The organism is Rathayibacter sp. PhB152 (assembly GCF_003751395.1).
Lineage (GTDB): Bacteria > Actinomycetota > Actinomycetes > Actinomycetales > Microbacteriaceae > Rathayibacter > Rathayibacter festucae.
In genome coordinates this window covers 51637-76564 of record NZ_RJUT01000002.1, presented here as the reverse complement: position 1 = coordinate 76564, position 24928 = coordinate 51637, and the positions used below count along the sequence as shown (strand labels likewise).

Genomic DNA, 24928 nt, shown 5'->3' with positions numbered 1-24928 from the left:
GGTCAGTTCTTCTTTCTGGAGTAGAAGGGGAGCTCGGTGACGGTCATCGGGAGCCGGCTGCCGCGGATGTCGACGGAGACGACGCTGCCGGGCTGCGCGGAGGCCGGCGCGACGTAGGCCATCGCGATCGGCACGCCGAGGGTGGGCGAGAGGACGCCGCTGGTGACGACGCCGATGACGTCGTCGTCGGGGCCGTGCACGCTGTACTCGGCGCGGGCGGCGCGGCGGCCCTCGCCGATCAGGCCGACGAGCACGGGAGCGTCGCCGGAGGGGCCCTCCTCGCTGGCCGCGCGGCCGACGAAGTCGATCGGCTTGCCGAGGGCGACGACGCGGCCCAGGCCGGCCTGCGCCGGGAAGACGTCGCGGGAGAGCTCGTGGCCGTAGAGCGGCATGCCCGCCTCGAGGCGGAGGGTGTCGCGCGCGGCGAGCCCGGCGGGGACGAGGCCCGCGCCGGCGCCGGTCTCGGCGAGCGCCTCCCAGAGCTCCGGGGCGGTGTCGGGGGCGACGTAGATCTCGAAGCCGTCCTCGCCGGTGTAGCCGGTGCGGGCGATCAGGATCGGGTGCGCCTCGAAGCTGGCGGGCACGGCCCGGTAGTAGCGCAGCTCCTCGAGCAGGCGGGCGGCGTCGTCGGTGTCGAGCACCGACTCCTCGCCGCGGTCGACCTCGATCGCGAGGCCCTGCACGTTCTGCAGGATCTCGAGCGAGCGCGGGCCCTGGATCGCGATCAGGGCGACGTCGTCGCTCTCGTCGTATAGCTCGCACTCGAACATCGCGGTGCGGTCGCGCAGCTGCTCGGCGACGACGTGGCGGTTGGCCGCGTTCGCGACGACCATGAAGCGGTCCTCGCCGGTGCGGTAGACGACGAGGTCGTCGATCACGCCGCCGGTGCGGTCGAGCAGGAGGGTGTACTTCGCGCGGCCGACGGCGACGGCGGAGAGGTCGCTCGCGAGCGCGTAGTCGAGGGCGTCCACCGCCTCCGGGCCGACGACGAGGATCTCGCCCATGTGGGAGAGGTCGAAGAGGCCGGCCGCGGTGCGGACCGCGTGGTGCTCGGCGAGGTCTCCGGAGTAGCGGACGGGCATCCACCAGCCGGCGAAGTCGGTGAAGGAGGCGCCGGCGGCCACGTGCACGTCGTGCAGCGGCGAACGGCGGGGCTCGGTGCTCGGCGCGGTGGCGTCGGGCGAGTCGATCTCGATGCCGCCGGTCTCGGGGGCGCCGGTACCGGCGGGGGTCTCTTCGACGGAGTTTTCTTCGGACATGTGGGAGTTCTCCATTTCGTCGCAGTGCTGCGCACGCGCCCGCACAGGTCGGTGATGCGTGGCACAGCAGTGCCGTGGGAACTCCCCCTCTGTCGTGGTGCCTGAGAGATTCACGCCGTCCCTCGCGGGGCGATCGCTTTCACCATCGGCGGATCCTCTGCGGATCGCTTTCCAGAGTGGCCAGTTCGACGCGGTACAAGACCTGAGAGATTGGCGGGGAGGCTTGCTCCTTCGGTGCCGACCGGAGTCGGCTCTCCCGCGTCGCGTATGCGGCCCGGTATTCGGTTGTCCGCTCACCCTAGCGGGCGGGTGCGCGTCCTGTCCCCCCGCCGCGAGATGCCACTTGTGCACGCTTCTCACGGCGTGTCGCGTACGCAAGTGGCATCTCGCGGCGGGGAGGACGGCGTGTGCCGGGGTGGTGTTCGGGTCGGGGTGACACTAAGCTCGGGGAAGTCGTTAGCGTCAGGGTGACTTTTAGGGGGTCTCGTGGAGGCAGCAGTGCCGCAGCTCGCGGTGTCCACCGTGATCTTCGCGCTGCGCCCGCATCCGGAGACCGGGGCCGCGGCCGTCTGGATCCCCGTCGTCCGCCGCCTGCGCGATCCCTATCAGGGGCTCTGGGCGCTGCCCGGCGGTCCGCTCCGGCCCGACGAGGACCTCGCCGAGGCGGCGCGCCGCACCCTCCGCGAGACGACGGGCCTCGCCCCGCGCTACCTGGAGCAGCTCTACGCCGTCGGCGGCACCGAGCGCTCCCGCGGCGAGCGCCGCGTGGTCTCCATCGTCTACTGGGCCCTGGTGCGCACCTCCGAGGCCGACGCGGCGATCGTCGACGGGAACGTCGCCTGGCTCTGCACCGATCTGCTGCCCGAGCTGGCCTTCGATCACGGGCTGATCGTCGACTACGCCCTCTGGCGCCTGCGCAACAAGATGGAGTACTCCCGGATCGCGCAGGCCTTCCTCGGCGAGACCTTCACGCTCGCCCAGCTGCGCGAGGTGCACGAGGCCGTCCTGCAGAAGCCCCTCGACCCGGCGAACTTCCGCCGGACGATCGAGGCCTCCAAGACCGTGGTGCCGACCGAGCAGCGGCTGACGGGCACCCGTCACCGCCCGCCCCGGCTGTACCGCTACGACGGGTCCGTGGCACTCGTCGACAACGGGCCCCTGCCGGTCTAGCACCGGCCGCCGCCCCCGTCCGAACCGCACCATCGAGGAGACACCGTGACATCGGTCGACAGCACCATCCAGCTCATCGAGCGGGGAGCCGCCCCCGGCGCGACCTGCGCACCCGAGCTCGCCGAGGCGCCCTGGGCGTTCGACCTCGGCCTCCCGGCCTACGGACCCGGCGCCTCGCAGGCGGACCCGATCCCGGCGGCGTCGCCCGTGCAGGGCCGGCTGCCCGACGAGTACACCGCGGCGAGCGCCGACGAGCTGCACCGCCGCATCCTCGCGGCGAAGGAGACGCTGGGCGAGCGCGTCGTCGTGCTCGGCCACTTCTACCAGCGCGACGAGGTGGTGCAGTACGCGGACTTCGTCGGCGACTCCTTCCAGCTCGCGAAGGCGGTGGCGAACCGGCCCGACGCCGAGGCCATCGTCTTCTGCGGCGTGCACTTCATGGCCGAGACGGCGGACATCCTCTCCCGGCCGGACCAGGCGGTCATCCTGCCGAACCTCGCCGCGGGCTGCTCGATGGCGGACATGGCCGACATCGACTCGGTCGAGGACGCCTGGGCCGAGCTGACCGAGCTCTACGGCACCGAGCCGGACGCCGACGGCCGGGTGCCGCTGATCCCGGTGACCTACATGAACTCCTCCGCGGCACTCAAGGCGTTCTGCGGGCGCAACGGCGGCGTGGTCTGCACCTCGTCGAACGCGACCACCGTGCTCGAGGACGCGTTCGCGCGCGGGCAGCGGGTCCTCTTCTTCCCGGACCAGCACCTCGGCCGCAACACCGCGAAGGCGATGGGCGTGCCGCTCGAGCGGATGCCGATGTGGAACCCGCGGAAGCCGGGCGGCGGCTCGGACGAGGCGACGCTGCTCGACGCGCAGGTCATCCTCTGGCACGGCTTCTGCTCGGTGCACAAGCGCTTCACGGTCGCGCAGATCGAGCGCGCGCGGCTCCAGCACCCGGACGTCCGCGTGATCGTGCACCCGGAGTGCCCGATGGCGGTCGTCGACGCGGCGGACGAGTACGGCTCGACCGATTACATCGTCAAGGCGATCCAGGCCGCGCCGGCAGGCAGCACCTTCGCGATCGGCACCGAGATCAACCTCGTGCAGCGCCTCGCGGTGCAGTACCCGCAGCACACCATCTTCTGCCTCGACGACGTGGTCTGCCCGTGCTCGACGATGTACCGGATCCACCCGGGGTACCTCGCGTGGGTGCTGGAGGGGCTGGTCGCCGGGACGGTGCACAACCGGATCTCGGTCGACGAGTCGGTGCAGGACCAGGCGCGCGTGGCGCTCGAGCGGATGCTCGCCGCGGTGCCGCCGGCCGGGCCGGTGGCTCCTGCTCCTACGCCTGCTGCGGGGGTCTGACGTGGCCCGCGTCGTCGTGGTCGGCAGCGGGATCGCCGGCCTGGTCGTCGCCCTGCTGGCCTCGCGCCGGCACGAGGTCGTCCTCGTCACCAAGGGCGCGCTCGCGGAGTCGAGCACGCGCGCCGCGCAGGGCGGGATCGCCGCCGTCACCGCGGCGGGAGACTCCGTCGCGCTGCACGTCGAGGACACTCTGACCGCGGGCGCCGGGCTCTGCTCGCGCTCGGCCGTCGAGGTGCTCTGCGCCGAGGGCCCGGCGGCGGTCGCCGCGCTGCAGGCGTGGGGCGTCGGCTTCGACCGCGACGGCGACGACCTCGCCCGCGGACTGGAGGGGGCGCACTCGCGGCCGCGCATCCTGCACGCCGGCGGCGACGCGACCGGCTCCGCGATCGAGGAGGCGCTCGTCGCCGCGGTGCGCGCGGCCGCCGTCACGGTGCTCGAGGAGACGGTGCTGGTCGACCTGGTGCGGCCGGGACCCGCCGTGACCGGCGTGGACGTGCTGCGGGACGGCCGGGTCGAGCGGATCGACGCCGACTCCGTCGTCCTCGCGACCGGCGGCGCCGGGCAGCTCTACCGGCACACCACGAACCCCGCGGTCGCGACCGGCGACGGGCTCGCCGCGGCGCTCCGGGCCGGTGCCCAGACGGCCGACCTGGAGTTCTACCAGTTCCACCCGACCTGGCTCGCGCTGGCCGGCGGGTTCCTGGTGTCGGAGGCGGTCCGCGGCGAGGGCGCGGTGCTGCGCGACGCCGCGGGCGAGCGCTTCCTCGTCGGGGTGCACCCGGACGCCGAGCTGGCGCCCCGCGACGTGGTGGCCCGTGCGATCGCCGACCGGATGCTGCTCCAGGGCGGACTGCCGGTACACCTCGATGCGCGCGCCATTCCCGCGGACGTGCTCGCGCACCGCTTCCCGACCATCTCGGCCGCCTGCCGCGCGGGCGGTCTCTCGCTCGCCGACGACCTCATCCCCGTGACGCCGGCCGCGCACTACTGGATGGGCGGGATCGCCACCGACCTCGACGGGCGGACCAGCCTCCCCGGGCTCTTCGCCGTGGGCGAGGTCGCCTGCACCGGCGTCCACGGCGCGAACCGGCTGGCGTCGAACAGCCTGCTCGAGGGCGTCGTGTTCGCCCGGCGGGTCGCGGCGGCGCTCGACGGCCCGCCTGCGGTGCCCTCGTCCGAGGCGCCGCAGCCTTCCGCCCTCGTGCCGCTCGCGCTCGACCGCGCACTCCTGCAGGAGACGCTCTGGACGGGGGCTGGTCTCTCCCGCGACTCCGCCGGTCTCGAGGCCGCCCGGGCTGCCCTCGCCGCCGCCGGCTCCCCCGCGCCGCTGACTAGAGCGACGCTGGAGGACGCGAACCTCCGCGCCTGTGGTCTCGCCTTGATCGACGCCGCCCTGGCCCGCGCCGAGTCGCGCGGCGCCCACCACCGCACCGACCACCCCCACCCCTCGGCGAGCGCCTACCGCGTCGCCGGCACGAGAAAGGTCGCCGTCCCGTGCTGACCCGTCAGAGCATCGAGCGCATCGTCACCCTGGCCCTGGAGGAGGACGCCCCCTGGGGCGACCTCACCTCCGACACCCTGCTGCCCGCCGACGCGACGGCCTCCGCGGCCCTCGTCGCCCGCGAGCCCGGCGTCTTCAGCGGCGGCGCGGTGCTGCTCGGCACGTTCCTGCAGGCCGACTCGCGGATCCGCGTGCAGGACGTCGCCGCGGACGGCACGGTCTTCGCGGCCGGCGACGTCCTCGCGCGGATCGACGGCCCCGCCGGCGGGGTGCTGCGCGGCGAGCGCGTGGCGCTCAACCTCGTGCAGCGGATGAGCGGCATCGCGACGCTGACCGCGCGCTACGTCGAGGCGGTGGCGGGCACCCGTGCGCGCATCGTCGACACCCGGAAGACCACTCCGGGCCTGCGCGCCCTCGAGCGGCACGCGGTGCGCAGCGGCGGCGGGCACAATCACCGCTTCTCGCTCTCGGACGCGATCCTCGCGAAGGACAACCACCTCGCGATCCTCGCCCAGCGCGGTCTCGACCTGACGGAGGCGCTGCTCGCGGCGCGCGCGGCCGTCTCGCACACGACGCACATCGAGGTCGAGGTCGACCGGCTCGAGCAGATCGGCGCGGCCCTGGCCGGCGGCGCCGACACGATCATGCTCGACAACTTCACCCCCGAGCAGCTGGCGCAGGGCGTCGTGCTGATCGGCGGCCGGGCCGTGGTCGAGGCGAGCGGCGGGGTGAACCTCGAGACGGTCCGCGCCATCGCCGAGGCCGGCGTCGACGTGATCTCGGTCGGGGCCCTCACGCACAGCGTCCGCTCGCTCGACCTCGGCCTCGACATCGCGATCGAGGCTCCGGCCGCGTGATCTACCTCGACCACGCGGCGACCTCGCCCGTGCGCCGCGAGGTGCTCGAGGCGATGTGGCCGTACCTCACTGGCGAGTACGGCAACCCGTCGAGCAGTCATGCGCTGGGCGCGTCGGCGGCGCGCGCGCTGGAGGAGGCGCGGCGGCACGTGGCGCGCTTCCTCGGCGGGCGCGGCTCGGAGGTCCTCTTCACCTCGGGCGGGACGGAGTCGATCAACACGGCGGTCAAGGGCATCGCGCTCGGCGGTCTCGCCGCGGGGCGAGGCCGGCACGTCGTGATCTCGGCGATCGAGCACGAGGCGACGGTGGAGTCGGCCGATCATCTGCGGCGGCTGCACGGCTTCGAGGTGTCGGTCGCGCCGGTGGACGGCGCGGGGCGGCTCGACTTGGCGGCGCTCGCCGCATTGCTGAGACCGGACACGGCGCTGGTCTCGGTGCTGGCGGCGAGCAACGAGATCGGCACGCTGCAGGACGTGCCGGCGATCGCGGCGCTCTGCCGGCCGCACCGGATCCCGCTGCACGTGGACGCGGTGCAGGCGGCGGGGTGGATCGACCTGGTCGGACTCGGCGCGGACGCGGTGTCGATCTCGGGGCACAAGCTCGGGGCGCCGAAGGGCGTGGGGGCACTGCTGCTGCGCAGTCGCGTGCCGTTCGAGCCGCTCGTGCACGGCGGCGGTCAGGAGCGGGCGCGGCGCTCGGGGACCGAGAACGTGGCGTTCGCGGTGGCCCTCGGGGCGGCGGTGCAGCTCGTGGATCCCGCGCGGGGCACCCGCGTCTCGGCGGTGCGCGACGCGTTCGCGGCGCGGGTGGCGGCGGAGGTGCCGCGGGCCGTGCCGCTCGGGGCGGCGGAGCACCGGCTCCCCTCGATCGCGTCGTTCGTCGTGCCGGGGCGCAGCGGCGAGTCGATCCTGCTCGCGCTGGAGGAGCGCGGCGTCGTGGTGTCCAGCGGCTCGGCCTGCGCGGCCGGCCGTGACGAGCCGTCGCCGACGCTGCTGGCGCTCGGGCTCGAACCGTCCGTCGCCCAGACGGCGGTGCGCTTCAGCTTCGGCGCGGAGTCGACGCCCGCGGACGCGGACGCGGCGGCGGACGCGTTCGCGGCGGTGCTCGCGCCGGCGTAGGGCGCGGCGCGAGTGCCCCCCTCCCTGCTGGTGAGGAGTGGAGCAGGCGCACCTCCTCCCTGCTGATCGAGTAGCGCGCGCAGCGGGCGTATCGAGATCCACCACCGTCAGGAGCAGGGCCCTCAGCGCTCACGTACCGACGGGGCAGGTCTCGTGACGCCACTGCGGGGCTGCTCGACCAGCATGTGAGTGCGGCCCGATCCACTGACCAGACGTCGCGCGCCGATGCCCTCGAGTTCTTGCGCCGGGAAGGCTCTGGCTGTCGATCGTGCCTAGGGTCCTCTACGGACCAGGACGACGACGATCCTGCAGAAGGACGAGCGGTCGGTGTGCAGATGGTGATTCGCGAGCCGACGCCGTCGCCCTCCCGGTCCGGCGCCAGGGCCGTGACCGTCCTCGCGGTCGTGACCGCCGTCCTCAGCGGCTGCGCACTCGGACTGCCGCCGATCGACGGATCCGCACAACCGTCGCCCGCTCCGAGCGCCGTCCCGAGCGTCGACGGACCCGGTCAGGCCGTGCCTCTCGATCTCGAGGCGTTCGACGCGATCAACAGCGCGTCGGTCGCGTCGATCAGCGACCCGAGCGGCGCGGATCTGACGCGGGCGCTGATCGCCGGTGGCGTGGACCGGGCCGGTCTGGAGGTCACGGCCGACATCACGACCGCCGACAAGAGGGCCGATGCGGTCTTCGTCGCGGTGAGGGTCGGCGGCTCCTGCCTCGTGGGTCAGTACCGGCACAAGGCCTCGGGCGAGGACGGCGACCCGAGGTACCTCGGGGCGGTCGTCGCACCGCTCGCCACCGGTCGGTGCCTGATCGGGGATCCGGTTCCCGTCGAGTGACGATCGCGTGGGCGTCATGCTGATCGAGTAGCGGCCGCAGGCCGCGTATCGAGATCCACCGGCGACAGACGAGACGACTGTCGACCTGCCCTGCTGGGGACGGTGGGTCTCGATACGCCCCTTCGGGGCTACTCGACCAGCATGCAGTCGCGACATGCCCCTGCAGGGCAGCTCGACCAGCATGCAGTCGCGGCGGCGGTGCGCCGTCGCGCCACCACTCGCCTCGCGGCCGACACGCCGGATGCGCGACGGATGTCGGCCGATCGGGAATGTCGGAGGCGCCTGGCAGTGTTCTGAGTCTCGTACCACCCGTCGCATCGACGTCACCCTGGCGATGCGCCCCCTCACGACGATCCCCTTCACGACCGGAGACGCACCAGTGACCGAGCGCACCCTTCCCGAGACGCGGCCCGCCGCCGCGACCGACACGCCCTCGACGGCCCTCGATCCGCGCAGCCGCCTGGTGATCAGCCTGCTGCTGGTCTCGGCCTTCGTCGTCATCCTCAACGAGACGATCATGAGCGTGGCGCTGCCCGACCTCATGCGCGACTTCGGTGTCGAAGCTCACGTGGGCCAGTGGCTGTCCACGGCGTTCATGCTGACGATGGCGGTCGTCATCCCGATCACCGGCTACCTGATCCAGCGGCTGCACACCCGCACGCTCTTCGCCGCCGCGATGACCCTCTTCAGCCTCGGCACGCTCAGCGCCGCGCTCGCGCCGACCTTCGAGGTCCTGCTGGCGGCGCGCGTCGTGCAGGCCGGCGGCACGGCGATCATGATGCCGCTGCTGATGACCACCGTGATGACCCTCGTGCCGCCGGCGATCCGCGGCCGGATGATGGGCAACATCTCCATCGTCATCTCGGTCGCACCCGCCGTCGGGCCGACGATCTCGGGCGTCATCCTCAACTTCCTCAGCTGGCGCTGGATGTTCTGGATCGTGCTGCCGATCGCCGTCGGCGCCCTGATCCTGGGCCTCCGCAAGGTCGAGAACGTCACCGAGCCGCGCAAGATCCCGATCGACTCGCTCTCCGTCGTCCTCTCGGTCTTCGGCTTCGGCGGCCTGGTCTACGGCCTGAGCAGCCTCGGCGAGGGCGGCGAGGCGATCGTCGCTCCCTGGGTGCCCTTCGTCGTCGCCGGTGTCGCGCTCGCCGCCTTCATCGTCCGCCAGCTGCTGCTGCAGAGGACCGACCGCGCCCTGCTGGACCTGCGCACCTTCTCCTCGGGCAACTTCACCGTGGTCATCGTGATGATGGCGGTGAGCATGTCGGCGCTCTTCGGCACGCTGATCCTGCTCCCGCTCTACACGCAGAACGTGCTCGGCCTCACCCCGCTCGAGACCGGTCTGCTGCTGCTGCCGGGCGGGCTGCTGATGGGTCTGCTCGCGCCGTTCGTCGGCCGCGGCTACGACCGCTTCGGCCCGCGGGTGCTGCTGGTGCCCGGCTCGATCATCGTGGCCGGTGCGCTCTGGGGCTACACGACGCTCGACGAGAACTCGGTCTCCTGGTTCATCCTCTCCCTGCACGTGGTGCTGAGCCTCGGCCTCGCGCTGGTCTTCACGCCGCTGTTCACCGCGGGCCTCGGCTCGGTGCGCCCCGCGCTGTACTCGCACGGCAGCGCGATCATCGGCACGGTCCAGCAGCTCGGCGGCGCAGCCGGCACGGCGCTGTTCGTCACGGTTCTCTCGGTGCAGTCGGCCGCGCTCGCCCGCGAGGGCGTCGACGAGGTCGTCGCCACGGCGGGCGGCATCCACTCCGCGTTCGTCTGGGGAGCCTCGATCGCGACCGCCGCGATCGTCGCCGCCTTCTTCGTGAAGCGCCCCGCCGAGACGGACGGCCCGCGGCCGATGGTCGCGCACTAGGCCGACCGTCGGTGCTCCGCGTCCGCGCGGGGCACCGGCTGTTCACCTCCGCGACACCGGGTGCCCCTACCGTGGCGCCCCGGCCGATCCGCTCCCGGACGCGCGGCCGGAACGGAGAGCACTCGTGAGCACGGACGCGCATCCCCAGGACCTCCTCGACGCCGGCGCCCTCGCCCCGGCACCGCGGACCCTGATCGACGTGCTCCGCGACACCGCCGAGCGCCACCCCGACGCCTCCGCACTCGAGGATCCCGCCGGCGCCCTCAGCTACCGCGAGCTGCTCGCCCGCGTCGTCTCCGCCGCCGCCGAGCTGACCGCCGCCGGGGTGCGTCGCGGCGACCGAGTGGGCGTGCGGATGGCCAGCGGCTCGCGCGAGCTCTACCTCGCGATCCTCAGCATCCTCGCCGCCGGTGCCGCCTACGTCCCGGTCGACGCCGACGACCCCGAGGAGCGGGCGCGACTCGTCTTCGGCGAGGCCGCCGTCCGCGGTGTCATCACCGGCTCCGGACGCTTCGAGCGCGCCGACGCGGAGCCCGCGCGGCTGTTCACCGGGTCGGCGCCGCACCCCAGCACCGCCTCGATCCCGCTGCTGCAGCCGCCGACCCTCGAGGACGACGCCTGGATCATCTTCACCTCGGGCTCGACCGGCACACCGAAGGGCGTGGCCGTCAGCCACCGCTCGGCCGCGGCCTTCGTCGACGCCGAGGCGCGCGTCTTCCTCCAGGCCGAGCCCCTCGGGCCCGGCGACCGGGTGCTCGCGGGCCTCTCGGTCGCCTTCGACGCCTCCTGCGAGGAGATGTGGCTGGCCTGGCGGCACGGCGCCTGCCTCGTGCCTGCGCCGCGCTCGCTCGTGCGCAGCGGGATGGACCTCGGCCCCTGGCTGACGACGCACGGCATCACCGTCGTCTCGACCGTGCCCACCCTCGCCGCGCTCTGGCCCGCCGAGTCGCTCGAGAACGTCCGCCTGCTCATCTTCGGCGGCGAGGCCTGCCCGCCCGAGCTCGGCCAGCGCCTGGCCGTCGACGGCCGCGAGGTCTGGAACACCTACGGCCCCACCGAGGCGACCGTCGTCGCCTGCGCCGCTCCCCTCGGCGGGTCCGGCCCGGTGCGGATCGGCCTGCCGCTGGACGGCTGGCGGCTCGCCGTCGTCGATCCCGAGGGCCGCCGCGTCGGCGAGGGCGAGGTCGGCGAGCTGATCATCGGCGGCGTCGGGCTGGCCCGCTACCTCGATCCCGCGAAGGACGCCGAGAAGTACGCTCCCGCGCCGACGCTGGGCTGGGAGCGCGCCTACCGCTCCGGCGACCTCGTCCGCTTCGAGAGCGCCGGGCTGGTCTTCCAGGGCCGCGCCGACGACCAGGTCAAGCTCGGCGGCCGGCGGATCGAGCTCGGCGAGGTCGAGGCGGCGCTGCAGGGGCTGCCCGGGGTCTCGGGTGCCGCGGCCGCCGTCCGCACCACCGGCGCGGGGATCCAGGTGCTCGTCGGCTACCTCGCCCTCGCCGGCGGCCGTGAGCTCGACCGCGACGCGGCGCTGACGCGGCTGCGCGAGGAGCTGCCGGCCGCGCTGGTCCCGCTGCTCGCGGTGGTCGACGAGCTGCCGACGCGCGTGTCGGGCAAGGTCGACCGGGCCGCTCTGCCCTGGCCGCTGCCCGAGAGCACCGCGGCCGACCCCGGGCTCGACGCCGGGACCGCCCGGCTCGCCGGACTCTGGCGCGAGGTCCTCGGCGTCCCGGTCGACGAGAGGGCGAACTTCTTCGACCTCGGCGGCGGCTCGCTCGCCGCCGCCCAGCTCGTCGCCCGGATCCGCGAGCAGGACCCCGAGTTCACCGTCGCCGACGTCTACGCGCACCCCCGGCTCGCGGCGATGTCGGCCGAGATCGCGAGTCGCGCGACCGGCGCCGGCGAGGTCTCGAGTCACCGGATCGCCCCGGTCCCGCGCCGGATGCAGGTGCTGCAGACCCTCCTGGGCGCGCCGCTCCTGGTGCTGAGCGGCGCCCGCTGGACGACGGTCGTGCTCACGGTCTGCGCCCTGCTCGACCTGCTGCCCGGCTTCGGCTGGCTGCCGACCGTGCCGCTGCCCGGGCTCGTCGTCGCGTTCGCGCTCTTCTGCACTCCGTTCGGCCGGATGGGCCTCACCGTCCTCGCCGCCCGCGCACTGCTGCACGGGGTGCGCGCCGGCGACCACCCGCGCGGTGGCGGGGTGCACCTGCGGCTGTGGCTCGCGGAGCGGATCGCCCACCAGCTCGGCGCCGTCAGCCTCGCCGGAGCGCCCTGGGTCGCGCATTACGCCCGTGCGCTCGGCGCCCGGATCGCCGACGACGTCGACCTGCACTCGCTCCCGCCGCTGACCGGCATGCTGACCCTCGGCCGCGGCGCCGCGATCGAGCCCGAGGTCGATCTCTCCGGCTACTGGATCGACGGCGACGTCCTGCGGGTCGGCGCGGTCCGCGTCGGCGCCGGCAGCACGGTCGGCGCCCGCAGCACCCTCCTGCCCGGCACCCGCATCGGCAAGAACGCGCAGATCGAGCCCGGCTCCGCGGTCTTCGGCCGGGTGCCGGCCGGCCAGCGCTGGGGCGGCTCGCCCGCGCAGCGCCTCGGCAAGGCGAGCGCGGGCTTCCCCGCCGAGCGCCCGCCGCGTGCGACGCCGTGGGTCTGGGCCTACGCCGTCTCGGCAGTCGGCCTGGCCGCCGTGCCGGTCGTCTCCTTCGCGGCGGGACTCGGCGTCCTCGCCCTCGCCGTGCAGGGCGCAGCGGATCTCGCGGAGGCTCTCCCCCGCGCCGTCGCCGCCCTCGTCCCCGCGGTCGCCGTCACCGGCGTCGTGCTGGCGGGGCTGGTCGTCGTGCTCGTGCGCCTGCTCGGCCGCGGCGTCGAGGCCGGCACGCATCCTGTCCGCGGCCGGATCGGCTGGCAGGTCTGGTCCACGGAGCGCCTGCTCGACCACGCGCGCGCGCTCCTCTTCCCGCTCTACTCCGGCCTCTTCACGCCGGTCTGGCTGCGGCTGCTCGGCGCGAAGGTCGGCCGCGACGTCGAGGCCTCGACCGTGCTGCTGCTGCCCGCGATGACGACCATCCGCGACGGCGCCTTCCTCGCCGACGACACCCTCGTCGCCTCCTACGCCCTCGGCGGCGGCTGGATGCGGCTGGCCCGCGCGGAGATCGGCGAGCGCGCGTTCCTCGGCAACTCCGGAATGGCGGCGCCCGGCCACACGGTGCCGGCCGGCGGGCTGGTCGCGGTGCTCTCCTCCGCCCCGCGGAAGTCGAAGGCGGGCTCGTCCTGGCTGGGCTCGCCGCCGGTGCGGCTGCGGCGCACCGTGGTCGAGGCGGAGTCGGCGCGCACGTTCCGGCCGGCCGCGCGCCTTCGCGCCGCCCGGATCGTCTGGGAGCTGCTGCGCTTCGTGCCGGTCGTCGTCTCGATGGCGATCGGCCTCGGCGTCGTCGCGGCCCTGCTGGCGCTGATACCGGTTACCGCGTCGAGTCCTACGATCTCGACCTGGACTACCGGGTCTCGAGCAACCGGCTCGCCGGCCGGGCGACCCTGCGGATCGTCGCGCTGCAGCCGCTGCGCCGGTTCTCGCTCGATCTCAGCCGCCTCCGGGCGACGCGGGTGCGGGTCGCCGGTCGCAAGGCGCGCAGCGACCAGGCGGCGCACAAGCTCCGGATCACGCCCGCTGAGCCGCTCGAGGCCGGCGCGAGCGTCGTCGTCGAGATCGAGTACGGCGGGCACCCCGGGCCGCGCGCCAGCCACTGGGGCGAGCTCGGCTGGGAGGAGCTGACCGACGGCGTGCTCGTCGCCTCGCAGCCCTCCGGCGCGTCGACCTGGTACCCCTGCAACGACGACGTCGCCGACAAGGCGACCTACCGGATCAGGGTGAGCGCGGAGGAGGGCTACTCCGTGCTCGCGAACGGCGTGCTGCTCGAGACGAGCGAGCGCTCGGGCCGCCGCACCTGGCTGTACGAGCAGCGCGAGCCGACCGCGAGCTACCTCGCGTCGGTGCAGATCGGCCGCTACGTGCTCGAGGACCGCCTGCTCTCCGGAGTGGCCGTGACGCTGGCGCGCCCGGCCGCGCTGGCCGCGCGGGTCGCCCGCGACTTCGCACCGCTCAGCGCCATGCTCGCGTTCTTCTCCCGGGTCTTCGGCCCGTACCCGTTCCGCCAGTACACCGTCGTGGTCACCGCGGACGAGCTGGAGATCCCGCTCGAGGCGCAGGGCATGGCCGTGTTCGGCGCGAACCACGTCGACGGCCGCGGCGGCTCGGAGCGGCTGATCGCCCACGAGCTCGCGCACCAGTGGTTCGGCAACAGCGTCGGCCTCGCCCGCTGGCGGCACATCTGGCTGAACGAGGGCTTCGCCTGCTACGCCGAGTGGCTGTGGTCGGAGGAGTCGGGCGGACTCAGCACCGACGCCCAGGCCCGCCGGCACCACGCGCTCCTGCGGTTCCAGCGCCAGGACCTCGTGCTGGGCGACCCAGGACCGGTGGACCTCTTCGACGATCGCGTCTACAAGCGGGGCGCGCTGACGCTGCACGCGCTGCGGCTCCGGCTCGGCGACGAGGCGTTCTTCCAGCTCCTGCGCACCTGGACCGCGCGGCACGCGTCCGCCACCGCCAGCGAGGTCGACTTCCGCGCGCTCTGCGCCGAGGTCGCCGGCGGCTCGGCGATCGCGGGCGGCACGGCGGCCTCGGCGGTCGAGTCGCTGCTCGACGCCTGGCTCGTCGACGTGCGGCTGCCGCCGCTACCGCCCGCCCGCTGAGACCAGCGAGTCCTCGAGCGCGTCGCCGTGCTCGCGGCGCCAGCCGATGATCGGACCGGCACCTCCGACGGAGTCGCCCAGCGCGACGCTGACCCGGAGCGACGGGTCGAGGTGCGGCTCGGCGAGCCGGAAGCGCGAGGTGTCGATGCGAGCCTCCGCGGTGAAGCGCGACTCGTGGATCCGGACGCGCCGTGGGTCGACGTCCAGCCCGCGGCCGTCGGCCTTCAGTGCGGCCTCGATGCGGGTCCAGTGCAGGATCGGATCGGCGGCGCGGAACCCGCCCGTCGCGAAGGGAGCGCCGGCGATCCGCGTGATCGCGACGCCGCGCTCGGGCGGACCCGCGACCGGCTCGACGTCGACCCCGACGACGCCCGCGCTGCTGGCCGCGACGACGACCGCGCCCGGGCAGTGCGCGATGCTGACGGAGAGATTCTCGGCGCCCTCGATCCAGGGACGCCCGTGCGGACCGCCGCAGCGGGAGCAGCGGGCGGTGACCCGGATCATCGAGGCGGACAGCCCCAGGAGCTCGCCCGCGAGCATGCGCAGCAGGACGCGGCCGAAGACGAAGCGCTCCGCCACCGCCGCCGACCCCGTCGCGCGGTAACGCTCCCGCTCCGCCGTGCCGAGCAGCGGCAGCAGCCGCTCGGCGTCGAGGCGCTGCTCGTCGAGCGCGAGCCAGCGCAGGTGCACCCCCGGCAGATCGCGCACGCCGTCATCGTTCCTCATCCCGTCCCCCACGGTCGTGTCCCCCATGATCCCGTTACCCCGGTCCGGCGCTACTCGGCAGCCCGAGCGGTCGCCGCGTGCTCGCCGCGCTCGTAGACGTCCGCCGCCGAGCCGACGATCAGCGGATCGGGTCCGAGCGGCGAGACGACCTCGTCGTCCCGGCCGTCGTAGTCGTACAGGCTCAGCACGTAGCGCATCGCCTCGAGCCGGGCGCGCTTCTTGTCGTTGCTCTTGACGATGGTCCACGGCGCGTCGGCGGTGTCGGTCGCCGCCATCATCGCCTCCTTGGCCGCGGTGTAGTCGTCCCACTTGTCCAGCGAGGCGAGGTCCATCGGCGAGAGCTTCCACTGCCGCACCGGGTCGATCATCCGGATGGTGAACCGGGTGCGCTGCTCCTCGGCCGAGACCGAGAACCAGAGCTTGACCAGGTCGATGCCCTCGCCGACGAGCATGCTCTCGAACAGCGGCGTCTGCCGGACGAACTCGTCGTACTGCTCCGGAGTGCAGAAGCCCATCACGCGCTCGACCCCCGCCCGGTTGTACCAGGAGCGGTCGAACAGCACGATCTCGCCCGCGGCGGGCAGGTGCGAGACGTAGCGCTGGAAGTACCACTGCGTGCCCTCCCGCTCGGTCGGCTTCTCGAGCGCGACCACCCGGGCGCCGCGCGGGTTGAGGTGCTCGGTGAAGCGCTTGATGGTGCCGCCCTTGCCCGCGGCGTCGCGCCCCTCGAAGACCACGACCAAGCGCCGGCCGTGCTTCTTGATCCAGTTCTGCAGCTTGAGCAGCTCGATCTGCAGCAGCCGCTTGCCGGCCTCGTACTCCTCGCGCGACATCCGCTCGTCGTAGGGGTAGCCCTCGCGCCAGGTGTCGATCTGCGTGCCGTCGCGGCGCAGCAGCACCGGATCGTCGTCGTCCTCGTCGAGCACGACGAGATCGCGGGCGTCCTCGGGCGTGAGCGAGCGGAGCAGCTCGGGCGTCGGCACGAGGGCGCCGTGGGGAGCGGCATCGGGAGTGGCGTCGGGAGCGGCATCGAGGACGGCGTCGGAGCTGAGGGAGCGATCGGAGACGGAGGGCACGGAGCGACGCTAGGGGCCCCGAGCGACGCCGGGGTGAACGGCGGGTGTCCGCCCTCTCGCGCCCGCGCCGCCGAAGGACCGCGTGGTCGAGGCGGCGAAGGTCCGCGAGCGCTCGGCCCAGCGCTTCGCCACGGCGTGAGGTGCGACGCACGCGCCGGCCGATCCGGGAGAGGCACGCGCTAGCCGATCAGGTAGACGAAGCCGCGACCCGACCGCGCGATCCGGGACGCGAACTCCACGGCGCGGTCCAGGTACTGCCCGAGCTGCTCCCCCTCGGGATGCTGCGACAGGCCCTCCTCGAGCTCCTGCCGGAGCGCGAGCAGATCGTCGGCGATCTCGGCGACCTCGCCCGGGGTGATCGCGCGCGTCCACGGGTCCCAGCACATCCCCCGCAGCGAGACCCGGCCCTCCAGCATCCGGTGCGCCGGCCGCGGCGGCTGCCCCGGCGAGCGCGGAGCGGTCAGCGCCTGCAGCCCGGACCACGCCCGGTCGAGGAAGAGCATGTCGTCCTCCGGCACCGGCTTCGGCAGGTCGGCGGCCTCGATCTCGGCGCCGTGCGGCATCCCCCAGGCGCCCGCCAGGGCGGTCTCGCCGATCACGCTCCGCGGGTCGGCGAGCGCGCGCTCGGTCAGATCGGCATCGAAGGCGTAAGCGTAATAACGGATTCCCATGCGTCGATGGTGGCGAGCGCCGCGCTCGCTCCGGCGCCGGATCCCGAGATCTGGGGAGGGCCGGGCGATCCCGCGACTGTGGAGGACTTCCGTCCTCGAAGCGGAGCGGAGCAGACCCCGATGGCTCTCGAGCAGAATCGATGTCTCAGACGGTCCGCAGAGCCTCGGGCGTCCATCGTGGCCAGTGAGGGCTGCCCACGGGCGTCCCGTGCTCGAACACCGCGCAGAGGCGGAACGGCTCCCGTGCACTGCTGTTGTCGAACACCTCGACGACGTCCGCGATCCTGATCGCGCTCCTGATATGGCCCCACAGTCGCTCGTAGCGGTCCCGGATCTTCTGCTCCGGCACACTGTGCCCACCCCTGCGGACCCGCTCGAGCACGCGTTGCACCGTCAGTTCGACCGGGACCATCACGACGTGGAGATGGACGAGATACCCCGCTTCCACCGCATCGGACAGCAGCTCGATCTTGCTCGGGTGCGAGAACACCGTCTCCGAGATGAAGGATCTCCTCGCGGCGAGCAGCTCGCGTCGACGGGTCTCCGCCATCCGCGCCGCCTCGTACGCGCGCTCGGCCTCCGCACCAGGCCACACCGCTGCCGCGATCTCATCGGCGTTGATGAACGGCAGGTGCGTCGTAGGCGCGAGGACGTCACGCACATACGTCGACTTGCCTGCTCCGTTCGGACCGGCGAGAAGATGCAGCAGTGGCATCAGGAGTGAGCGGGGTGGACGACGAGATCGCCGTTCTCGTCGACCTCCGAGTAGGACTCTCCGGACGCGGCGAACGCCGCTTCGTAGTCGAGGTCGGCGCGCAGAGCGGCCTGCCGATCCGCCCACTCCTTGCGCACCACGGCCTGCTCGCGCTCCTCGAGATCGTCGTAGGACCCCGCGCCGACGAGGACCTCGGTGATCGCCCGGTTGTTGATCTGGGGAGACATCTCCAGCTCCCTGCCGATCCGCGCCCAGTGGGCGATCTGCTGCGGGACCGTACGGGAGGAGAACCGCGCCGCTGTCACCGCGGAGTCGTACACGTCGGAGGGAAGGCGAGTCGGCTGACTGGAGCGCGTCATGAGCTCACGGTAGCACCGTGCTACAGAACCCGGCTCGATCCCACCGAGCCGGCCGCCGTCAGGCGTCGAAGGCCGCCGGCGGCAGGTCCGTCTCGCCCTCCTCGACGGCGCGGACGATGCGCGCAGCGACCGACTCCGGCGAGTGCCCCGCGCCGAAGCGCGGAGCCGTGCCCGCCAGCGGGTGCTGCGACAGCGCGGTCTCCGTGTGGCCGGGCCGCGCGTCGAGCAGCAGGACGCCCGCCTTCCTGTACTCCCGTGCCGATGCCCGGACGAACGAGTACAGGGCCGCCTTGGACGCGGAGTACGCCGCGAGACCGGCGGTCGGCGCCTCGGCGACCACCCCGCTGATCGTGACCGCGAAAGGCCGATTCCCGGAGGCGGACAGGGCGGCGAACGACGCCGTGAGCACGCGGATCGGCGCCAGGGCGTTCACGTCGACGAGCTCCTCGAGCACCGCCGGATCGAGCTCGGCCGAGGGGCCGAAGGCGACGACGCCGGCCGCGACGACGAGGCCGTCGAGACGCCCGTGGCGGCGCAGGACCTCGTCCACCAGGCGCTGCGGGGCGTCCTCGCCGAGGAGATCGGCGACGAGCGGCGCGTCGCCGAGGTCGGCGGCGCGGCGCCCGGAGCGGACCACGGTCGCGCCGCGCTGCTCCAGCTCGTCCGCGATCAGCCGCCCGAGCCCGCCGGAGGCACCGAGGACGAGGACGACGGAGCCTTCGAAACGAGTCATGTCCGAAGCGTAGACGGGGGGTCTGGCGCGAATCGCCTCTACCGGGACGCAAGGGCCGTCAATACGGTGGATCGCATGTCGCGTCCGGACACCTGCGCCGTGCTCCACCGACTGGTGGAGGTCCTCGAGGACCCCGCGCCGATCAACCCGGGCCACGCCCGGCACGTGAGCGGACTGCTCGCCGGCGCCCTCGACTCCGCCCCGGTCCTCCGCGACTGCGCCGGCGCCCCGGCCCAGCTCGTCGCCTTCGCGACGGAGGACCCGGCGGACGAGAACCCGGCCCTTTGAGCGCACCGACCGCCACCGCGTCACCCGGCACTTCACCGCCTCGCTCCACTCCTCAGAAGTCGCGGTAGTCGAGCGCGAGTACCGCGACTTCCGCGGAGTCGGGGCCTCCTCCGCCGAGCGGAGGGGCGCCGCGGGCCCCTCGTAGACTCGACAGGCCGAGAGAACGGGGACCCGGTGGATGACGAACGCGCCGCACCTGCGGGCTGGTACCGCGATGACGCCCACCCGGGGTCGATGCGCTGGTGGGACGGCACCGCCTGGACCGACGCCCGCCGCTCCGCGGAGGACTCGGCACCCGGCGACCCGGACGAGCACGAGCAGCGCAGGCTGCCGGAGACCGCCTCCGAGCACGTCGAGTACCGCCTCCCCCACTCCGCAGGCACCCCCACCGTCGACGCCGTCGACGAGGCGGAGCGGATCGAGGAGATCGCGTCCGTCATCGGCCGCCCGCTGCGCGTGGGCGAGATCTCGAATCAGATCCTCGACGTCGTCCTCGTGCCCGAGCCGGACCACCCCACCGGCACTCCCGCCGTCTCGGTCCGCGCCGGCGGACGCGTGATCGGCTACCTCCCCGACGCCTACCGCCGCGCTCCCGCGCTTCCCGGGCTCTCCCGCGTGGTCGCGAGTCGCGCCGCCCCCACCACCACCGCCCGGCTCCGCGCCGAGCGGACGGAGGAGGGCCTGCGCGCCTCGGTGAAGGTCGCCCTTGTCGCCCCCGAACTCCTCGTGCCGCTCAACGCTCCGCCCCAGGAGCGCTACTCGATCCTGCCCTGGGGCCGCGCACTGCAGGTGCAGCGCGAGGACGAGCACTTCGTCCGTCTGGCCGGCGTGGTCCCCGAGGGCGGCCGCGGGCTCCTCCTCGTGACGCTCCACCCCGTCGGCGGCCTCGTGGAGATCCGCCTCGACGGCGACCGCGTGGGCGAGCTGACCGCGGCGATGTCCGAGCAGTTCGCGCCCACCCTCCGCCACCTCGCCGGCCTCGGCCTCACCGCCGTCGCCTACTGCTCTCTGCAGGGCTCGCCGCTGAAAGCCGAGTTGACGCTGCAGGCGGCCCGCGCCGCAGAGCTGCCCGCGGACTGGGTCGACGGCCGCCCGGCGACCCTCCCCCGCCTGATCCCCGGCGCCTCGGAGGCCCCGCCCGCCTACGTCGCGCCGCTGCGGCCGACCCCGCGCACCTCGGAGTCCGTGGCCCGGTCCACCCGCCGCACCGTCGCCTGGGTCGTCGTCGGCGTCTGCACGCTGGTCGGCCTCTCCAGCTGGATCATCGGCGACGTCCTGAACTGACCCGATCGGAACACGAGCTACTCGACGGCCCGCGTCCACGATCCGAGCAGCCTCGCCGTGCCCTCCGCAGTGACGGAGCCGGTGGCGACGCCGATGACGAGGTCGTACGCGTCGTCCTCAGGGGCGTCGAGCTCGAGTCCGTCGAGCCCGAGGAAGACGACGACGGACAACCAGCCGAGCCGAGGAGACCACGATCGCGGGTGGGCGGCACCCCGGATCGTAGGGCCGGAGCGAGCAGGTCTTCGAGCCGCAGACATCGCACCTGTCGCGAGTCCCTCGCCGAACTACTCAGCGAGCCGATCGAGCAGAGCCGCATACCGCGCTCGCCCACGGGCGGACAGCGCAGCGACGTTGTCGCGGTGCGCGCGTCGATCCGCTGCCTCGAGGGTGGCGCGCACCGCCGCCTCCTGCTTGCCGGTCCCCTGCGCCTCCGTCGGCTCGGTCGGAGAACTGTCCTGAGCGTCGGTCGGTCGAAGAGTCCTGGCCATGACCTGACAATACCGAGGTGAGATCGCGCGCGCAGGGAAGTACGAGATTCGCGAGGATCCGAGATCACCCGGACCCGAGAAGAAGAGACGTCAGCTCTGAGGATCGGTGTCGACAGACAGATATTCAGCGAGCTCGCGGAAGTAGTCGTGCCCTCGCCACGCGTCGCCGTCGCCGATGACGAACAGTCGACGGCTGGCTCGACTGGCCGCGACGTTCACGAGGTTGACAGAGGAGGCGGCCCACGCGCGAGCCCCCGGCGAGCTCGGATCCCCGCCCAGGACCAGGAACACCACGGGCGCCTCCTTCCCCTGCGCCGTGTGGATCGTGCCCGCCGTGAGACCCGGATACTGCGCGGACAGCGCAGAGAGCCGATCGGCGACAGCGCGGAACGGCGAGATCGCGATCACCTGGCTCGGAGGGATCCCGAGCCCCTTGAGATACGACAGACCGCTCTCGAGGCGCGCGATCTGGTTCTCCTGGAGATGCGTTCCCGGTGTCGGAGCCGCTTCGTCGATCCACCGGCTCGTGACGACGCGCGGGCCGGCTTCTCTGTCGAAGAGATCGGGCTTCTCAGGGTGAGTGAGGTCGCGCTTCACGCCGTTCACCATGATGCCGTCGTAGGCGATCGCGTTGCAGAGGCTGAACATCGGGTCGTCGCAGCGGCGGTGCACGGTGAGCGGCGCACTCACCCACACCTGACGATCCGCCTGCGTGAGTGTCGTGCCGTGCAAGGAGACCCTGTCGGCCAGGGTCTGCACCGACGCCTGCGGGGGAATCCAGGTGTCGTCCAAGCCGAACGCGGAGGCGATGTCGCGCTGAGCCTTCCGCGGCATCGTCACGACGGGCTGGAGCTGGAGGGGATCACCGACCGCGACGACGCGGCGCGCCCGCCAGATCGCTCCTGCGGCGTACTGCGGGCAGGCCTGGCCCGCCTCGTCGATGAGGAGCCAGCCGATGCTCTCCTGACCGACGTCGCCGAACATCCGCCCGAGCGACGCGAACGTCGTCGAGACCAGCGGGACGACGAGGAAGAAGAGCTGCCAGGCTGCCAGCCGCTTGGCCGGCTCCAGCCCGCGTGGCCCTCCGCCCACGACGACGTCGAGTGCCGCGCGCAGCCCACGGATCATCTCGGCCGCCGTGTTCGCGAGGAGATCCCTGTGCAGAGCCAGTGCAGCGAGGAAGAGATCGGATCGGGCTTCGTCCAGCACCGGGTCGAGCCAGGGGGCGATCATCTCGCGGGCGTTCCCCGTCCACGCCTCGCCCGGGTACCCGGCACCGACCTGCTCCTCGTCGGCGGCGAGCTGCTGCCTCAGCCGGGCGAGGGACTCCGTCGCCTGCGCTCGCTCACGCCGAGCACTCGCGAGGTCGCGGTCGAGCCGCTCTCCGCGGTCGTCGATCCCGGCGAGCCGGGATCGTTCCTCGTCGCGGGCGGCGCTCGCGGCACGGGCCGAGGCCTCAATTGGAGTCAGTTCTCGTCGCCAGTCGCGTCGTGACCGACCGAGGGACATGATCGTCGCGAGGACGCCGGGCCTCCGGGAACGGATGCGCTCCCGGGCGACCTCGATGCTCGCGAGGAGAGCGCTCGCACCATCGACAGCGGCTTCGCAGGCGATCCGCTCCTCTTTCGCAGCGTCGAGGCGGGACCGGAGCGACGTGACGATCTCCGCGATCCGGTTCTGCTCCTCCACCGCTCGGGGAAGCGTCGAATGGCGTGCCTGCTGCTCCCGTCGTTGTTCGAGCAGCGCCTCGACGCGCCGCTCCGCCTCCCCGAAAGCGTCCCGCGCCGCCTTCCACGAGCGAGGCGGGCCGGCGCCGTCGCGCCACTCCTTGAGCACCGCCAGCATGCCGCCGGCCGGGTCCGCTTCGGAGGCATCGCTCGCCGAGCCCCTTCCGCCGAACCAGAAGGCCGACTGGAACGCGCTGCGGTTGCGCTTGTTGCCGAGTCGTGCCGCCACCAGGCCCCACGCATCGACAGCCTCATCACCGTCGCTCCGGGACGCGGAGGCAGCGAGCACCTCTCGAGCGATGTCGGCGAAGTAGTCCGCTTCTTCACTCCACGGGGGCTCGATCGCTGTCCGCGCCGGGATCTCCGCCGTCACGTTCTCCACGGCCGCATTGTTGGCAGAGGCGACGACCATCTCGTAGCCGGTCAACTCCGGCCGCACCTCCCGCACGGTGTGCGTGCGGCCGTCTCCCGCCTTCCAGCAATGGGTCTTCGGGCCGAACGCGTCCTCCGCTCGCTCCAGGGCGGCGAGGCGGCGGGCCCGCTCGACGACGTTGCCCGCGAGGATGTCGCGGAGCATCGTCGTCTTGCCCGTGCCGGGCGGTCCGTTCACGCCCATCAGTCCGCGCCCGGGCCCGAGGTCGACCAGTGCCCGGTTCACCGCGAACTGCTGACGCAGGGAGAGACCGTGCTCGGGCGTGGAAGGCCAGCGCCCGAGCGGAAGCCGTTCGACGACGACGCCGTCCTCGGTCGCCGCGTCGTCGAGCATGACATCGACGCGAGAGCTCTCGTCGAGCCGGCCCCCGCTGGTCAGATACCCGGTCAGCGCCTCGCCGCCGTGCCCCTGCGCGACAGCGGCGCGGACGGCCGCGAGGTCGTCGAGGAACAGGCTGTTGAGGAAGTCGATGTCAGCCGGCTCGTTCTGGCGCCGGACGGAGACGGCGACGGACTGGATGACCGCGACGGGGGTGGCGAGCTCCGGCCTTCCGCTCACCCCCTGCAGCTCATGAGCGATTCGCGTCAGCGCGGTCAGCGATTCGGAGTCCTGTGCGCGGGCGGCGTCGCCACGACCGCCCGGGCGCCCGCCCTCGTGCTCGTCCACCGCCTCTCGGAACGCCTTCACCGCCTCCGGGAAGCCCGCTGCCCACTCCGGATCATCGATGCCGCGCGTCTCGATCCGCCCGACCGCCCACAGCGCGGACGAGAGGACCGCGGAGTCGACCGCCAGAACGCCCTCGGCGTCCACGAGCAGGCCTGCCGCAGCACTGCGCCCCGCCGACCGTTCGTCGTACGCGTCTGCGTCCTCCCCGAACGCGCGCTGGAGGCTGTCGTACGTCGACTCGAGGTCGTAGACGCCCAGATACACCGTGTGTCGCCATGCTCGCTCGGATCCGCCCACTCGCCGCGGAGTCTGCAGCTCCTTCCACGGCAGCGGGTCACCCGGACACCACGCGATCACCTGCCGGTCGGCCGCCCCCGCTACACGCGGTGTCGGCCGCGGCACGCTCTGCGGACTGAACAGCTCGAGGAGCCACCAGAAACGCAGGATCCGCTGTCGTTCTTCACTGCTGCTCATCGAACGCGTCCCCCCTGAATCGCAGCTTCGGACGCCCGTCGCGTCAGAACCGCCCCGCACCGACGACGACAGACCGTTTCCGCCCCGGGCAGGTGCCCCGGGCGGTCGCGCGTCTCGGACGACGAGTGGTCGCCGTGTTCAGGAGAACACGGCGGAGGACTCAGACCACCGCGGGCGCTTCGACGCTGTCACGGCGCATCTCCTCGACACGCACTGTCGGCCAGCCCGGTGTCCCCAGCGACGCGGCGTGCGATGCGGCGCGGACGAGAGCCAGGGCCCAGGTGAGCGGATCACTCGTGTCGTCCTCGTCGTCGACAGGGATCTCGAAGACGAGGGAGCGTGTCGACGCCGAGCCCGAGATCGCGACTCCGAGGCCGCCATCAAGGCGGGACATCTCAGTCGCCACGCTGCAGATCGCGTCATCGAACTGAGACTCCTCAGCTGCTCCGATGACGATGCAGCTCACTTCCACGTAGCCCTGCATCATCGGTCTTCCTCCTCGGTCGTACACGAGTACTTTTCCACCGACCGTCGTCGGATCTCAATCATCGGCCGGATCTCAGCGACGTTCTGCA

General features: G+C 73.0%; 20 protein-coding genes, 1 pseudogene and 1 riboswitch. Of the genes and pseudogenes, 11 read left to right on the top strand and 10 right to left on the bottom strand.

The window, feature by feature from the left end; genetic code table 11:
• Positions 1-2: 2 nt before the first annotated feature.
• A complete protein-coding gene (gcvT, locus tag EDF36_RS03835; protein WP_123731991.1) occupies positions 3-1259 on the bottom strand; it encodes a glycine cleavage system aminomethyltransferase GcvT in 1257 nt (418 codons plus the stop codon).
• Positions 1260-1440: 181 nt separating this feature from the next.
• Positions 1441-1528, bottom strand: a riboswitch (glycine riboswitch).
• 217 nt (positions 1529-1745) lie between these two features.
• Between gcvT and EDF36_RS03830 the strand changes: the two genes are divergently transcribed.
• The 9 genes and pseudogenes from EDF36_RS03830 to EDF36_RS21720 all read left to right on the top strand — a co-directional run bounded on the left by EDF36_RS03830 (position 1746) and on the right by EDF36_RS21720 (position 14713).
• Positions 1746-2429 carry an NrtR DNA-binding winged helix domain-containing protein gene (locus EDF36_RS03830; RefSeq protein ID WP_123731990.1) on the top strand — a complete coding sequence of 228 codons (684 nt, stop codon included), beginning with the start codon at positions 1746-1748 and terminating at the stop codon, positions 2427-2429.
• 45 nt (positions 2430-2474) lie between these two features.
• On the top strand, positions 2475-3791 hold the full coding sequence (gene nadA / locus EDF36_RS03825) for a quinolinate synthase NadA (RefSeq protein WP_123731989.1): 1317 nt from the start codon (positions 2475-2477) through the stop codon (positions 3789-3791).
• Position 3792: 1 nt separating this feature from the next.
• The gene (gene nadB, locus EDF36_RS03820) at positions 3793-5292 is read left to right on the top strand and encodes an L-aspartate oxidase (protein WP_123731988.1); all 1500 of its coding nucleotides are present in this window, start codon (positions 3793-3795) and stop codon (positions 5290-5292) included.
• The gene (nadC, locus tag EDF36_RS03815; RefSeq protein WP_123702795.1) at positions 5286-6149 is read left to right on the top strand and encodes a carboxylating nicotinate-nucleotide diphosphorylase; all 864 of its coding nucleotides are present in this window, start codon (positions 5286-5288) and stop codon (positions 6147-6149) included. The genes nadB and nadC overlap by 7 nt, the downstream gene beginning before the upstream one ends.
• Positions 6146-7267: a cysteine desulfurase family protein gene (locus tag EDF36_RS03810; protein WP_123702794.1), complete on the top strand. Its 1122-nt coding sequence runs from the start codon at positions 6146-6148 to the stop codon at positions 7265-7267. Before nadC ends, EDF36_RS03810 begins: the two co-directional genes overlap by 4 nt.
• A 335-nt stretch (positions 7268-7602) precedes the next feature.
• Positions 7603-8106 carry a DUF6993 domain-containing protein gene (locus tag EDF36_RS03805; protein ID WP_148059963.1) on the top strand — a complete coding sequence of 168 codons (504 nt, stop codon included), beginning with the start codon at positions 7603-7605 and terminating at the stop codon, positions 8104-8106.
• Positions 8107-8440: 334 nt separating this feature from the next.
• A complete protein-coding gene (locus EDF36_RS03800) occupies positions 8441-9967 on the top strand; it encodes a DHA2 family efflux MFS transporter permease subunit (protein ID WP_123731986.1) in 1527 nt (508 codons plus the stop codon).
• A gap of 124 nt (positions 9968-10091) precedes the next feature.
• Positions 10092-13418: pseudogene (locus EDF36_RS03795) on the top strand (Pls/PosA family non-ribosomal peptide synthetase); the annotation flags it as partial.
• Positions 13340-14713 (top strand): M1 family metallopeptidase, encoded by a 1374-nt coding sequence (locus tag EDF36_RS21720; RefSeq protein WP_260300555.1) that lies wholly within the window; start codon positions 13340-13342, stop codon positions 14711-14713. The pseudogene EDF36_RS03795 and the gene EDF36_RS21720, both read left to right, overlap by 79 nt.
• On the opposite strand, the gene EDF36_RS03790 is transcribed toward EDF36_RS21720, so the two are convergent.
• The 6 genes from EDF36_RS03790 to EDF36_RS03765 form a co-directional block, all read right to left on the bottom strand.
• The gene (locus tag EDF36_RS03790; protein WP_148059962.1) at positions 14696-15439 is read right to left on the bottom strand and encodes a 4'-phosphopantetheinyl transferase superfamily protein; all 744 of its coding nucleotides are present in this window, start codon (positions 15437-15439) and stop codon (positions 14696-14698) included. The two genes, EDF36_RS21720 and EDF36_RS03790, sit on opposite strands and share 18 nt — an antisense overlap.
• A gap of 50 nt (positions 15440-15489) precedes the next feature.
• Complete coding sequence (ppk2, locus tag EDF36_RS03785) at positions 15490-16515, bottom strand: polyphosphate kinase 2 (RefSeq protein ID WP_397459888.1); 1026 nt, start codon at positions 16513-16515, stop codon at positions 15490-15492.
• Between the two features lie 179 nt (positions 16516-16694).
• Positions 16695-17186 (bottom strand): DUF1877 domain-containing protein, encoded by a 492-nt coding sequence (locus EDF36_RS03780; protein WP_123731983.1) that lies wholly within the window; start codon positions 17184-17186, stop codon positions 16695-16697.
• Between the two features lie 145 nt (positions 17187-17331).
• Positions 17332-17901, bottom strand: a complete 570-nt coding sequence (locus EDF36_RS03775) for a zeta toxin family protein (protein WP_123731982.1) — start codon at positions 17899-17901, stop codon at positions 17332-17334.
• A complete protein-coding gene (locus EDF36_RS03770; protein ID WP_123731981.1) occupies positions 17901-18260 on the bottom strand; it encodes a TA system antitoxin ParD family protein in 360 nt (119 codons plus the stop codon). The genes EDF36_RS03775 and EDF36_RS03770 overlap by 1 nt, the downstream gene beginning before the upstream one ends.
• Positions 18261-18318: 58 nt before the next feature.
• Entirely contained in the window at positions 18319-18993 is a 675-nt protein-coding gene (locus EDF36_RS03765; protein WP_123731980.1) for an SDR family oxidoreductase, read from the bottom strand.
• A gap of 75 nt (positions 18994-19068) precedes the next feature.
• Between EDF36_RS03765 and EDF36_RS03760 the strand changes: the two genes are divergently transcribed.
• Both EDF36_RS03760 and EDF36_RS21550 read left to right on the top strand, forming a co-directional pair.
• Positions 19069-19281 (top strand): hypothetical protein, encoded by a 213-nt coding sequence (locus EDF36_RS03760; RefSeq protein ID WP_123731979.1) that lies wholly within the window; start codon positions 19069-19071, stop codon positions 19279-19281.
• Positions 19282-19455: 174 nt separating this feature from the next.
• On the top strand, positions 19456-20565 hold the full coding sequence (locus tag EDF36_RS21550) for a DUF2510 domain-containing protein (protein WP_260300517.1): 1110 nt from the start codon (positions 19456-19458) through the stop codon (positions 20563-20565).
• 17 nt (positions 20566-20582) lie between these two features.
• Here EDF36_RS21550 and EDF36_RS03750 read toward each other — a convergent pair whose 3' ends face one another.
• The 3 genes from EDF36_RS03750 to EDF36_RS03735 form a co-directional block, all read right to left on the bottom strand.
• A complete protein-coding gene (locus tag EDF36_RS03750; RefSeq protein ID WP_221181604.1) occupies positions 20583-20735 on the bottom strand; it encodes a hypothetical protein in 153 nt (50 codons plus the stop codon).
• 408 nt (positions 20736-21143) lie between these two features.
• Positions 21144-24143: a DEAD/DEAH box helicase gene (locus EDF36_RS03740; RefSeq protein WP_260300516.1), complete on the bottom strand. Its 3000-nt coding sequence runs from the start codon at positions 24141-24143 to the stop codon at positions 21144-21146.
• Positions 24144-24513: 370 nt separating this feature from the next.
• Entirely contained in the window at positions 24514-24840 is a 327-nt protein-coding gene (locus tag EDF36_RS03735) for a hypothetical protein (RefSeq protein ID WP_123731976.1), read from the bottom strand.
• Positions 24841-24928: the final 88 nt, after the last annotated feature.